Origin of the sequence: Gilliamella sp., assembly GCF_024104075.1 — a bacterium.
Classification (GTDB): Bacteria; Pseudomonadota; Gammaproteobacteria; order Enterobacterales; family Orbaceae; genus Gilliamella; species Gilliamella bombi.
In genome coordinates, this window is record NZ_JAGGHR010000023.1 from 20,573 (window position 1) to 34,233 (window position 13,661).

Below are 13,661 nucleotides of genomic sequence, written 5' to 3' on the forward strand. Positions count from 1 at the left end.
TTCTGATAAACCAAACGTCGTTTTATTTTAGATGAAATTTAGTACTGATATAGCAACCTTTTAATTGTAGGAATTTCTAGTGTTGTTTACAGTAATTAATACTATAAACATTGCGAGAAATCATGCATCAACAAGGATTCAAGTTTCATTTAGCCGAAAACAGTGTTTACTAACCAACGCTGCCCCAAACAAACACATTTTTAATTTTTGACTAGATATGATCTAATCCATCCCGTACTTCTTTATATTAGACGAATTAAAGCAACTCCGCAAATAAATAAAAACATTCAATTTACTCATTGGACACTCATTTATAAAAATGAGCACCAATGAGTAAGTAGTCTTTATTTAGTTAAATTTTAGTTATGACATTTATAGTAATTATAGATATGATAAATCCCGAACCATATCTTCAATATATACTTTTAATTCTGTTAATTGCTGTTCTTTTGCCGCTCGAAGCAAGCTATCTTTGGTTTGCAATGTTCCTTTACTGTAATTATGTAAATTTGATGGCACATTGCCAGAGTAGATATAATCATGTTTTGCTGACGTTTGTACAATGTTAAATGATTTACTGTAACTATAGATTCCATGAGCCTCAATTTCAGTGGTTAAGGTTAATTTATTGCTGTGAGTCACAGTTTGTAAATTAAACTGCTGATCTTTATAGGTTTTAACTTGCTTTTTATTACCGTTTTCGTCAGCGAATTCAATAAATTTATCAAATATTTTTTCGGTTTTGGTTTCATTGTTAACTGATTTACCAAGATCAGAAAATTCAACATTTGTCGTTACACGGATCGTGACATCTGCTTGTCCTGGTTGGTAGATAACAAATTCTATAAAGTCTTTACTTAATAGATCTGTTACATAAGATTTTAATTCTGAAGAATTATAATAAACTTTTATTTTCCCTTCTCTTTTATATTTATCTGCTTGGAAATCTGCATCGCGAAACGCTCCGTATTGGCGATAAGCCGAAGCAGCTGAAGCGTAATATTGGGCAACTTCTCGAAATTGATAACGACGTGTTGCTGTTCTGGCTAATTGTTGTGCTTGTTCATAAGCATTTTCTGCTTGTTGAGTACAGTGTTTTCTATCATTCTCAATAGAAAGTTTGTCACTATCTTTGTACTTGCCAAGAGGCTGATATACTTCCGAGGCATTATTAAATGCATCCGCAGCAGCTTTATAATTACCTTGCTGTGCTAACATTTTTCCTTGGTCATAATAATCTTTAGCAGCAAGTTGCATATATTTTTTATTTGCATTGTTATACAAACTTTCAATGTTTTTATAGTTGTATTGCTCAAATCCTTTTTTGTATAAATCGGCTTTTATTCTATAACTTTTACTATCGGTTCCTGTGATTGAATTACCATAGTCATAGTACTCTTTTGCGATACTCTCTTGTAATTTAGTAAAATCATATTTATTATCAAAAAAACTGATTTCTTGGCTATAAAAGCGATCACTTAATCGCAGTTTCATTGCTAATAAATTTTGGTAGCATTCTATTCGTTTGGCATAATCCTGATTATTGGCATTTGATAAAGTTGTTTCATAATGTTGCATAACGTTATTGACGATATTTTGTAGTCGTTGTACGTCTTTTTGACCTAATTTTGCAGTACCCTTATCCTCAATACTATCCGCCAATAAGTTGATGCTTTCTAAATATTTTCCTTCTTTATAAGCTTCTTCTGCTGTACGTGTATGACAAGCGGCTAATAAGAACATAAAAAAAACAGCTATAATTATACGCATAATTTTCCTTTCAATTCATTTTAGTTTATTTTTTTGCTTGTTCATCTTGTTATTAAGATGAAAACTGTTTAAATATAGCTTGATTAATAAGCTAGTTGGTGAGTCTATTATAAATTAGTTCTAATTTATTAACTTTTTTTGCTAAAAATTGATTAACTAGTTACTCATTATTATTGGGTGACAAGTCAGTTTATTTGAAATAGGAAAGGTGTGAATTATACTTTATCCTGCCCTTAAATAGTTTAGCTATTTAAGGGCAGGATAAAGGTTATTTTCGAGTTGCTTTTTGAGTTACTCTTTGCCGTGTTGTTTTAGTCTGTTGATTAAGTTTGACTCGTTTTGGTCTTACTATTCTTTTGTCAGAAGAAGAGCTTGTGGTGAAGCTTTTAGATTCAGGTGGCAAACCGACTAGTTCACGTAAATAATTGACTGAGTCAATACCAAGTTCTATCCAAGTTCCGCGTGATAATCCTTTGGGTAAAGTGATATTGCCATAGCGAATGCGTAGCAATCGACTAACTTGCACATCAATAGCTTCCCACATTCTACGAACTTCCCGATTACGGCCTTCTGTTATAACTACATTAAACCATTGGTTAATTCCATCACCACCTTGTGCTTTAATTGATTGAAATGAGGCTGGGCCATCTTCTAGTTGCACCCCTTTACAAAGTTGGTTAATTTGTTGATCAGCCACATTACCAAATACTCGCACTGCATATTCACGCTCAATCTCATGCCGTGGATGCATTAATCGATTAGCTAATTCACCATCAGTTGTGAATAATAATAAGCCCGATGTATTGATATCAAGTCTGCCAATGTTCACCCAACGAGCATTTTTTAATCTAGGTAAACGCTCAAAAACCGTCGCACGTCCTTGAGGATCATTCCGTGAACAAATTTCACCTTCTGGTTTATAATAAGCTAGTACTCGGCAAACTTCTTTTTCTTTACTTCTTAGCTGAACTAAATGACCATTGATACGAATTTTCGGATTGGCATTAACATCAACCCGATCGCCTAATGTGGCAATTTTTCCATCTACACTGATTTTACCGTCCACAATCATTGCTTCAATCTCTCGGCGTGATCCATTACCTAAATTAGCTAATACTTTTTGGAGTTTTTCAGTATTATCATGTGCCGATGTTTTGCGTGTAATAGCTGGTACTCTTGAGTTTTTTGGTTTTTCGTAGAGTTGCTTTTCCTTTGCTTTAACGCTATTTGTCTTTTTGCCAAGTTGTGGGAATGCTAATTTGCTATTTTTCATAAAATCCTCGCTGTTACCTTCTCAGGTATCAATTTTCTATTAACTATATTGTCGATATATTGACAATAAAAAATGAACATTTATTCGAATGGCTTAGTGTCTCCACTTCCTTTACGAATAATTGTTGGATAGTCATTAGTCAAGTCAATTACGCTGGTAGGTTGTTGACCTATATAACCACCGTGCACAATCGCATCAAGCTGATAACCTATTTTATCTTCTATTTCGTCGGGATCGGATTGCGCTTGGTCATCATTAGGTAAAATTAATGTCGCAGTCATTAATGGCTGCCCTAATAATTCGAGCAACGCTAAATCAATTTTATTATCAGGAATTCTTAGTCCAATTGTTTTGCGTTTTTCATTCATCAATCGACGAGGTACTTCTTTACTTGCCTGTAAAATAAAAACATATTTACCTGGGGTATTATTTTTTAGTAACCGAAAAGTTGTGTTATCTACAAAAGCATAACTAGATAGTTCAGAAAGATCACGGCACATCAAGGTAAAATTGTGATTTTTATCAAGTTGACGAATTTGACAAATTCGATCAACACCCGATTTATTGTCTAGTAAACAACCCAGTGAATATCCTGAATCGGTCGGAAAAGCTATAACACCACCATCATTTAATATGTTGACAACTTGATTTAATAATCGAGTTTGCGGATTATCTGGATGAATATAAAAAGTTTGACTCATAATTTTCTTCTATATCAATATTATTGTTAATCTGATTTGCATGATTAAATTTTATATCGTTAACCTTATAGTGAAGCACGAATATAAATCGATTTTAATCCAGATTTATTTAGAGTTTCCAATTATGCCAAATTGGTGTAACACTACCGGGTAGTGGGGTTGTTTTTCCTAAATCTAAATAGGTGTCAACACCATGAAAATCCGATCCTTGTGATGCCAATAGTTCAAATTCATTGGCTAATTTAGCTAATTTTTGTAAATCATCTTGCGTTTGCCTGCTTTGTGAAACTTCAATTGCATCACCACCACTAGATTTAAACTCACTTATTAATAATTTCAATTTAGTTAAAGTTAGATCATAGCGACTTGGATGTGCAAGTACTGCTTGCCCTCTTGCCGCATGAATGGCATTAACTGCATCTGAAATACTACACCATGTTGCAGGTACATAAGCATAACCACCTTTTCCTAAGTACGTTTTAAAGGCGCGTTTAATGTCTTTAACATAGCCGTTAGCAACTAAAAATCTTGCAAAATGAGCACGCGAAACAATGTCTCCTTTTGCAAATTGTTGTGCTTGTTGATAAGCGTTTTCAATACTAACTTTAGCTAATTTATGGCTTATAGCCAACGCTCGATCGATTCTTCCTTGTTCTTGTGATGATAGCAGTGCTGTTAACTCAGGATGTGCAATATCAATATTTAACCCAACAATATGGATTTCGTTGTTTTTCCAAGAAGTTGATATTTCAACACCACAAGCTAATTTAATAGGTAAATTTTCGTTAGCAATCGTTTTTTGAGCTTCAGGTAAACCTTTAACGGTGTCATGATCGGTAATAGCCAAAATAGCAATTTGGTTATCCACAGCTCTTTTGACAAGATCGCTAGGTGTTAAAAGACCATCCGATGCCGTAGTATGTGAATGTAAATCAACGATCATTTTTTTCTCGAAAATTATTTTGAAACGTGTAATATACCACACAATTTGCATGACCACTAAAAGGTATATTATGAAAGATCAAATTCGCCTTGCTCAACAAGATACTAGCGCAATTATTGAGGAACTATTAGAAGATGGTAGCGATCCTCATGCACTTTATATCATTGAGCATCACATTTCATCACAACATTTTGATAAATTAGAAAAAGTGGCAGTAGAAGCCTATAAATTAGGCTATGAAGCAACCGATCCCGATGAAGATATTGACGATGCAGGCAATGTTATTATCGCTTTTGATATTGTTACCGAAAGCCCACTCAATGCCGAACTAATAAATGCACAAATTGCAGAAATCATCACACTTACTACTCAATTTGACGTCAATTATGATGGTTGGGGCACTTATTTTGAAGATGGGAATGATGACGATTTTGACGAAATGGAGCTAATGGAGACACTTCATTAAATATCATCAACTCCCTTTCTTAGGCTTTATTCTTATCCGATAAACGGATAAGAATATTAGTGTTTTAAAGCTTAATTTAGCTTTTCTATACGACTTGTTCTTTTTTGATCTGATGAAATACTACGAATAGAGATAGTGTTATCTTTATTAATTGCCACTGGAACAGTATAAAGTTTCCAATTTTTTCCATTATTCGTTGAATATTCAATGTTTAATCCCGGAAATACAATATTGGCGTTTAATTTACCATTTACAATTTTTGCACCAGGGATAGGTAATCTATAATTTATACCCGCAAGATCAAGTTTAGCTAGCTCTCTTTGTCCAAGTAAATTAGCAAAGCGATTCCAATCATCATGTAACGCTTTGCTATCTACATAATGTGTTTCACCTTGCTGATATTGGCGATCTTTTTGATAAGCCATTTCCCAATCAGCTTGATGCCAAGCCCTTTCAGCAACCGCTAGTAAACGAGGAAAAGCCATATATTGCATTTTGTTATCACTACGGATATCTTCAGTCCAAATTTGTGCTGATAGCCCATAAGCACCTGACCAGTTCATAGTACCTTTAGCTGTAAATGGATTACCATCTCGGTCAACCGAAGTTTCAGCATTCTGAGGTAAATTATTCGGTGCAAAGCTAAATATTTTACGTTCATCATTAAAACGTGCTGCCCAATAGTAACCACTCTCTTTTGGGTTCACTTCATATGGCATATCTAAATAAACATAGTCTGGATTAGAGATAATTACTTGATAACCTTTATTTGTCCATTCATTAACTGAATCAAATCCCCCCCAATATAATGTGTCCCAAAAGTTAACTGTAACTTTATCGACTGCAAAAGATTTGGCATTTTTAGCATGTTTCATACCATCTTGCCATGCTTGCATATGGTTTATGCCATGATCTTTAATAATGGTACTGACTTGTTGTGCAAAATAACTTGGTAGATGCTCAATATCTTTCACTTCGCCTTTTCTCACAAAAGTTTGACAAGCTTGTGATTTAGCCCATGGATGATCTTCAATACTTTGATCAATAGTACCTTTAATATTAGTTTTTTCTTTTGCTTGCAGATCTTGATAACCTGCACCTAAACGGATATTTTTAGCTTCATCACCACCAAAATGCCAAGTGTTAAGCGGTTGCCCTGCTTCAATATGCATTTTTGCGATTTCATCGATAACTTTATTAACAAAGCGTTTAGATGAATCAAGACAAGGATTCAAATAGCTTAAGCGATTATAAAATTGTACCGTTGTGGTATTGGATGTATCGGTTGGATCAACTAAACGATACTCATTAGCTTGTTGCTCTTTTCCTTCATTCATTAGGCGTTTATAACGTGCTTCCATTGATACTATTGCTGCTCTGGCATGTGCAGGCATATCGATTTCAGGAATAACCTCGATAAAGCGTGCTTTTGCATATTTGACAATTTCAATGTAATCATTACGACTTAAAAATCCTGATCCACTTGTATTACTATCAGGTCCCGAACCTAATTGTGGTAATAAACAATTTTGCTCCGTGAGGTCGTGACAGCGTTTACTACCGATATCGGTTAGCTCAGGTAATCCAGGAATTTGAATTCGCCAACCTTCATCGTCACTTAAGTGAAAATGAAATTTATTCATTTTATATTTTGCCATTTGCTCTAATAAACTTAATATGGCTTGTTTAGATTTAAAATTACGCCCAATATCAAGCATAATTCCTCGATAAACAAAACGTGGCGAATCAATAGTATTTAGCATTGGTATTGAATTTGAATGATTTACGGGAATGATAGATAAAATGGATTGAATGGCATAAAAAATCCCTGCTTCATCATAAGCGGTGATTAATGTCTTATCATTTTTAATATCTAATTGATATGATCCTACTTTTCCTTGTTCGAATTGTTTAGGATCAATCGTTGCTTTTATTTGATAACCTTTTTCTGTCACAGCTATGTTTAATGCTTTAAATTGTGCCTTTAGAATAGCTAAACTATCTTGATTTAAACCATCAAGAATTAAATTAACGCCTTGCTGATCAATCGTAGCATCCTCTTTACCTATTGTAAGTTTGCTTGGTGTTGGTAGAATTTGCCCTCGTAACGATAATTCAGATAATTTATTAATATCGGCGTTATATTCAAAACGGTTAGCAGGCGTCATTAAAATATTGTGATCATCAGCCGTTCTTTTCCATTGTTGTTTTATTGGTGCAACAAATGTTGATAAATTGTCAGAATCCGTGTTAGTGTTAGCAATAATTTTGGGTTTAGCATCACTTGAAGTTACATACCAACGTGGCATAACATCACTTTCACTTACAATCCAATATTCCCCAATAATTGGAATATTCACCGTTGTATTAGCAGGAAAACCAGTGAACTTTTCTGTTGGCTCGAGCTTATGTAAATCACCTGTAATATGGGTGATTTTAAACTGATCATTGTCTACAGCTAGAATCATTCTGATATTATCAAAATAGATAGCCCAATCTTTATTATTAATGGCTGTTCCAGTATTTTTAATTGAAATCATGACGTTATTACAAGAAGCCCAATCAGCACCTAAAGCTGAACAGTTAACGCCATTTGCGTTTACTTGATTGTCGACAACTTCATATTTAACATTAAGTTGAGAACTAATCAAATCAGCAATTTGTTGAGAAGCATGTACTGATTGGATTGCACATATATTTAACAAAGAAAGGATTGAAGTTGCTAATATCGTTGCCTTAATCTTTTTCATCTTTTTTACCTATTTTTGTTTAACACTAAAAACAGTGAATGGAATTGTAACAATAAATTTAATGTCCCGTTCATCTTGGAAGATATTACCGTATCCACCACCCCAGCTCGGTATATTTGAATGGTTATTATATTTGGTATAGTGCAATTGGAAGGTTGTATCTTTTGCCCAACTTTCTTGCACGGTATAACCTAAATCAAAGTTATATGCAGATTCAATCAAACGCTGTTTTTGATTGTATTGACGATTAGTGCTAGGTTTTGCATCCCAACCATAGGCATAAGACGCACCTGTTTTCCAACCCGCTAAATAATGAGATAAGTGATTTAAATCATAAGTCACTTCAGCAAACACTGCTTTTTCACCATTAGCATTGAAGTCTGAGCGAGAATTCCACCATATATCTAAACGACCATTTGATGAAGCATAATCAGGTGTCATACGTTGTAAAAAGAATCCCTGTTCTCCATCAGCTTTAACCGAAACGCCTTCAAATCGTAGACCTATAGCACCAACTTGATAGCCTAATGTTGCTGCTTGCAACCACGCTAAGCCATCATATACATCTGTACCTTTATGCGATTGATCTTTAGCGCCATAAAATTGGTAGCTCATAATCATAGGATTATCAAACACTTCCATTTTATAAGATACTTTACCAAAAAATTGGTTCATATAATTTTGTGCTTGTCCAAATGCACTTTCTAATACTAAGTCATTTTTAAAGTCATACTTCAAACCGGCAGAATGTAAATAATCAATTTTTTTACCTTTTCCCCACTGTTTAAATTCATAAAGCCGTTTATACCAAGGTGCTTTATATTTATCACTCCATATATATGACATCGACAATGCTCCAGCGCTATCAAAATCAAGCGTTGAACCTATCTCAAACCCACGATAAGTACCCGGTAATAAACTCCAATGTGGCGCAAGTAATGTTTGTCCTGATGGCTGAATATAACCTGCTTTTATCCAAAATAATTCGTCAATTTTGAAATTTGCTTGTGCTTTATAAAAGCTCAATCCGCTGACATCTTTTTTCCAATCCTCATCCCAACGGGTATGAGCACCACTAAATCCTATTTCATTTGGGTGACCATTACCGCCATTACTGACTTCCCAAGCGCCATAACCACCGAGTTCAATAGCCAATCTATCGGCAATATAGCCTGATTTAAAATCCAAATTAGTATTGAATGAAGTGTGTCTTAGGTTTTTTTCATACTTATGTGTATCAATATCTTTGCGTTCACGATCTCGATTCCAAAAAAAGACATTACCAGTTAATGAAGAATCATCGACAAAATGGTTTTCGTAGGTAGCATAAACAGGAACGGCACTACTTAAAATAGATAAGGATAAAATCAATTTAGTTAAATGATTAAATGGACGAGGTTTTATTTGTGCATTATAGGTATTCATATTGGTTTTCCTAAAATGATAAATTTATGCTGTTTAACTTACAATAAACTATAAAAATGTGATTTATAGGTAAATTAAAATTAATTTTTATTTTAAATATTTAACTCCTAAACTATATTTAGGTGACATGTTTAGGTGGTATATTTAAATTCAGATATAAGATAAATATACATTTTTATAATGCATAAACATATTTTATCTAGCAAATTAAACACTCTAAATCGTGATCATAATCACTAAATAAATCGATTTTTATGCAATTTTTTAGATAAAAGTCACAACTTTTTTTATTGTGAAAAATAATATGACGGGCTTTTTTTAGAGTTTTTTAAACTTATGACGGTATAGAATCCTGAATATTTTTTACAAAAATATCACCTAAAATATAAACCTTTGTATAAATATCCCATTGTAAATGACCAACCCACGTACAAAATTACGTTAGTATTAATCATTAAAGTCACATTATTTAATGTGTTATGACGATTTTAGAAGATGTTAATGAATATGTTCTAGATGAACGTTTGGTGTCAATATTTAGTCTATCACCAATTTTATTTATAATATCAACACGCTACCTATGATTTAGGATATGGCATTTTTTATGTATATTTATTACTGTGGTTGAAAAATTGAAAATTAAAAAGTAAGTAATTTCTAAAGATTAATAACGTAAAATGACCACATAACCAAATAAAAAAGAGAAATCACATTTGGTTTCTCTTTTTTATTAATATGCTAAAAATACCGTTTACTTTATAATAAATAACGTTTTTTTAATTGTAGCTAATAATTAAACTCTTAATGTTCAGTATCAATTTCATCAAAACTTTTTACTAGTTCATCAATGGCTTTCATCTGTTTTAAGAAAGGTTCCAATTTTGCTAGTGGTAATGCTGACGGTCCATCACATTTTGCATGACTTGGATCTGGGTGGGATTCTAAAAATAACCCAGCAATACCAACAGCCATGCCCGAACGTGCAAGTTCTGTTACTTGACCACGACGTCCACCTGATGCTGCTCCCATAGGATCACGGCATTGAAGAGCATGAGTAACATCAAAAATAACTGGTGACCCTTTGCTTGCTTTTTTCATAATGTTGAAACCAAGCATATCAACCACTAAGTTGTCATAACCAAAACAGCTACCACGATCACAAAGGATGATTTGATTGTTACCAGCCTCTTCAAATTTTTCAACAATATTGCCCATCTGCCCTGGACTAACAAATTGTGGTTTTTTGACATTAATTACTGCGCCTGTTTTAGCCATTGCAACAACTAAATCAGTTTGTCTTGCTAAAAAGGCAGGTAATTGAATTACATCAACCACATCAGCAACGGGTTGACATTGTGCTTCAGTATGTACATCAGTAATAATTTTAACGCCAAATTGTTGTTTAAGCTCTTGAAATATTTTTAGCCCTTCTTCTAATCCTGGTCCACGATAGGAATGAATTGATGAGCGATTTGCTTTATCAAAAGACGCTTTAAAAATATAAGGAATATTTAGTTTATTGGTAACGGTGACATAATGTTCACAGATTTTCATCGCCAAATCACGAGATTCAAGCACATTCATACCACCAAATAGTACAAAGGGTAGATCATTAGCGACAGTAATGTCACCAATGTTTACTTTTTTTTGCTGCATCATAAAATTTTCCTAGTTAAGGTTTAAACCAGCGACCAAGGGTAACTCTATCATTACCACTGTAGTCGGTGAAGGTTTCTACTAATTGAAATCCGTGTTGTTTAAAAACAGTTTGCACTGCCTCGCCTTGTTTCCAACCATGTTCTATTAGTAACCACCCATATTGGTTTAAGTGCTTAGTTGCACCTTGTACAATTAGTTTAATATCAGCTAAACCATCATCTTCAGAAACTAATGCGCTTCTTGGTTCGTAGCGTACATCGCCTTGGGATAAGTGGATGTCTGTTGGCTCAATATAAGGAGGATTACTGACAATCATTGAAAACTTTCTATTCTTTATTGGTTTGTACCAATCACCTTGTAAAAAATAAACATTATTCACCCCGATTTGAGCGGCATTTTTTTGAGCTAAGATTAGGGCATCTTTATTTTTTTCAATTGCGGTAAATAAACAGTCTTGACGTTCGGTTGCCATTGCAATAACTATCGCGCCTGTTCCCGTGCCAAGATCCAATACTTCACAAGGCACTTTAGGAAGGTACTCTAAACCTAATTCAACTAATTTTTCGGTATCCGGTCTAGGTATTAAAGTGACGTTAGAAACATTAAACTTTAAAGACCAAAACTCTTTTTCGCCAGTTATATAAGCGATAGGCTCACCATTTTTCCTGCGTTCTAAACATTTAGATAAAGCAATCAATTCATCATCAGTTAGCAATGTTTCACTGAACGCCATTAAAAATGTCCGCGTTTTTTGCGTAACAAAACTCAGTAAAATTTCAGCATCTCGCTTTGGGCTTTCACTATCTGTTAAGGTTTGAGAGGCACTTTTAAGCCATTGTAAGTATGTCATTCATCTTGTTCCGATAAAGCTGCTAGTTGATCAGCCTGATATTCCTGCACAATCGGATCGATTAGCATCTCTAATTTTCCTTCCATGACTTCATCTAAACGGTAAAGCGTTAAATTAATTCGATGATCGGTTACTCGACCTTGTGGATAATTATATGTTCTGATTCTATCTGAACGATCGCCTGAACCTAATAGATTTCGACGTGTTGAAGCCTCTTCTTGTTGGCGCTTACGTAGTTCCGCATCTTGAATTCTTGCAGCTAAAACTGACATTGCTTTGGCTCTGTTTTTATGTTGCGATCGCTCATCTTGACATTCAACAACGATGCCTGTAGGAATATGGGTAATACGAATAGCAGAATCTGTTGTATTAACATGCTGACCACCTGCGCCAGATGAACGATAGGTATCAATTTTTAAATCAGCTGGGTTGATTTCAGGCATTTCTGCTTCAGGGACTTCCGGTAAAACAGCAACGGTACAAGCAGATGTATGAATACGACCTTGAGATTCTGTTTCCGGTACACGTTGGACTCGGTGTCCACCAGATTCAAATTTTAAATTACCATAAACACCATCCCCACTAACTAACATAATAACTTCTTTATAGCCACCATGTTCACCATCATTTGCACTCATAATCTCAACACGCCAATTCCGTGATTCGGCAAATCTTGTATACATTCGAGCTAAGTCGCCAGCAAAAATAGCCGCTTCATCACCACCAGTTCCTGCTCTAACTTCGATAAAACAATTATAATCATCATTAGGATCTTTAGGTAATAGTAAAACTTGTAGTTGCTTTTCTTGTTCTTCAACTCGACTTAATGCTTCGTTTAACTCCTCTTGTGCCATTTCACTCATTTCAGGATCAGATAGCATCATTTTAGCTGTCTCAATATCCTCTTGTGTTTGCTTCCAATCAGAAAAGCACTTAACCACCCCTGTTAATTGCGAATATTCTTTAGACAAAGTGCGAAAGCGATTTTGATCCGCAATAACCGAAGCATCAGACAATAATGCTTGAACTTCTTCATAACGCTCTTGTAGCATTTCTAATTTGTTGATAATTGAAGATTTCATAAAAATATATATTAGATGATATAAATTAATTAAATTTGTGGGGCATTATATACTTAATCACTTTTAAAATACAGTTTGAGCTAGTTATCAGGTATGTATCGCATAATTACATAAATAATGTATAGCAAATCGATTGAATAAATGAAATATTATATGTAAATAACCAATATATTAGAAACTTAATATTAGGTTATTTTTTGCACTATCATTTTTTCATATTTAAATTCTATTTTGATCATAAAAAATTTTCTACTTGTGAGTGTATTTTTTAGAAAGAGTTAAAAGATAATTAATTATTATTTAAACTTAACACTAACTTTTTTTGACCATGAGATATTCGCTTATGATTTTTATTTATATCAGTAAATTTTTTCCAATTTTTAGCCACTATCAACAACCATACTTTTTAGCAAAAAATAGATAAAAACATTTCTAGACAATAATTTACATTTTTACAATAATAAAAATATCACAATAAATTGCGCTATAGTTAATCACCAATGACAATACTTTTTTGTAGAAGCTAATTTAAAATAAGGGAAGTTAGCATTAGTACAGATAATATCGCAGAGAAAATAAAACAATGGGAATCATAGATAACATAACGAAAACGCTCCAAGAAGATCTATCAGGCGAAATAAAGCAAGGGAGTAAATTAGCAATCGTTGCCGCATGCTTTTCATTTTTTGCTTTTGAAAAACTCAAAAAAGAGTTGAAAAATATAGATGAACTCCGTTTCATC

10 protein-coding genes are annotated in these 13,661 nt (G+C 33.8%); 1 reads left to right on the forward strand and 9 read right to left on the reverse strand.

The features are described 5' to 3' along the window. Window positions 1–381: 381 nt before the first annotated feature. The 4 genes from J6569_RS07945 to J6569_RS07960 form a co-directional block, all read right to left on the reverse strand. Window positions 382–1,770: a hypothetical protein gene (locus J6569_RS07945; RefSeq protein WP_085165241.1), complete on the reverse strand. Its 1,389-nt coding sequence runs from the start codon at window positions 1,768–1,770 to the stop codon at window positions 382–384. A gap of 268 nt (window positions 1,771–2,038) precedes the next feature. After that, window positions 2,039–3,043 (reverse strand): 23S rRNA pseudouridine(2605) synthase RluB, encoded by a 1,005-nt coding sequence (rluB, locus tag J6569_RS07950; protein ID WP_296318198.1) that lies wholly within the window; start codon window positions 3,041–3,043, stop codon window positions 2,039–2,041. A gap of 80 nt (window positions 3,044–3,123) precedes the next feature. Next, window positions 3,124–3,744, reverse strand: coding sequence for an L-threonylcarbamoyladenylate synthase (locus J6569_RS07955; protein WP_034909803.1), 621 nt, complete (start codon window positions 3,742–3,744; stop codon window positions 3,124–3,126). A 109-nt stretch (window positions 3,745–3,853) separates the two neighbouring features. Next, entirely contained in the window at window positions 3,854–4,687 is an 834-nt protein-coding gene (locus tag J6569_RS07960; RefSeq protein ID WP_296318199.1) for a PHP domain-containing protein, read from the reverse strand. Window positions 4,688–4,757: 70 nt separating this feature from the next. On the opposite strand from J6569_RS07960, the gene rraB reads away from it, so the two are divergent. After that, window positions 4,758–5,153, forward strand: coding sequence for a ribonuclease E inhibitor RraB (gene rraB / locus J6569_RS07965; RefSeq protein ID WP_065589942.1), 396 nt, complete (start codon window positions 4,758–4,760; stop codon window positions 5,151–5,153). 71 nt (window positions 5,154–5,224) lie between these two features. On the opposite strand, the gene J6569_RS07970 is transcribed toward rraB, so the two are convergent. From J6569_RS07970 to prfA, 5 genes are all read right to left on the reverse strand, one after another. Further along, a complete protein-coding gene (locus tag J6569_RS07970; RefSeq protein WP_296318200.1) occupies window positions 5,225–7,903 on the reverse strand; it encodes a beta-N-acetylhexosaminidase in 2,679 nt (892 codons plus the stop codon). Between the two features lie 9 nt (window positions 7,904–7,912). Then, on the reverse strand, window positions 7,913–9,328 hold the full coding sequence (locus J6569_RS07975; RefSeq protein WP_296318201.1) for an OprD family outer membrane porin: 1,416 nt from the start codon (window positions 9,326–9,328) through the stop codon (window positions 7,913–7,915). Between the two features lie 801 nt (window positions 9,329–10,129). Next, window positions 10,130–10,984, reverse strand: a complete 855-nt coding sequence (gene kdsA, locus J6569_RS07980; protein ID WP_065560258.1) for a 3-deoxy-8-phosphooctulonate synthase — start codon at window positions 10,982–10,984, stop codon at window positions 10,130–10,132. Between the two features lie 16 nt (window positions 10,985–11,000). Beyond that, window positions 11,001–11,837 (reverse strand): peptide chain release factor N(5)-glutamine methyltransferase, encoded by an 837-nt coding sequence (gene prmC, locus J6569_RS07985; RefSeq protein ID WP_065560245.1) that lies wholly within the window; start codon window positions 11,835–11,837, stop codon window positions 11,001–11,003. Continuing rightward, window positions 11,834–12,919: a peptide chain release factor 1 gene (gene prfA / locus J6569_RS07990; protein ID WP_034909811.1), complete on the reverse strand. Its 1,086-nt coding sequence runs from the start codon at window positions 12,917–12,919 to the stop codon at window positions 11,834–11,836. The genes prmC and prfA overlap by 4 nt, the downstream gene beginning before the upstream one ends. Window positions 12,920–13,661: the final 742 nt, after the last annotated feature.

Bases quoted from the DNA above. Each gene is read 5' to 3' on its own strand.
- J6569_RS07945 (WP_085165241.1), bottom strand. From the start codon at position 1,770: ATGCGTATAATTATAGCTGTTTTTTTTATGTTCTTATTAGCCGCTTGT.
- rluB (WP_296318198.1), bottom strand. From the start codon at position 3,043: ATGAAAAATAGCAAATTAGCATTCCCACAACTTGGCAAAAAGACAAAT.
- J6569_RS07955 (WP_034909803.1), bottom strand. From the start codon at position 3,744: ATGAGTCAAACTTTTTATATTCATCCAGATAATCCGCAAACTCGATTA.
- J6569_RS07960 (WP_296318199.1), bottom strand. From the start codon at position 4,687: ATGATCGTTGATTTACATTCACATACTACGGCATCGGATGGTCTTTTA.
- rraB (WP_065589942.1), top strand. From the start codon at position 4,758: ATGAAAGATCAAATTCGCCTTGCTCAACAAGATACTAGCGCAATTATT.
- J6569_RS07970 (WP_296318200.1), bottom strand. From the start codon at position 7,903: ATGAAAAAGATTAAGGCAACGATATTAGCAACTTCAATCCTTTCTTTG.
- J6569_RS07975 (WP_296318201.1), bottom strand. From the start codon at position 9,328: ATGAATACCTATAATGCACAAATAAAACCTCGTCCATTTAATCATTTA.
- kdsA (WP_065560258.1), bottom strand. From the start codon at position 10,984: ATGCAGCAAAAAAAAGTAAACATTGGTGACATTACTGTCGCTAATGAT.
- prmC (WP_065560245.1), bottom strand. From the start codon at position 11,837: ATGACATACTTACAATGGCTTAAAAGTGCCTCTCAAACCTTAACAGAT.
- prfA (WP_034909811.1), bottom strand. From the start codon at position 12,919: ATGAAATCTTCAATTATCAACAAATTAGAAATGCTACAAGAGCGTTAT.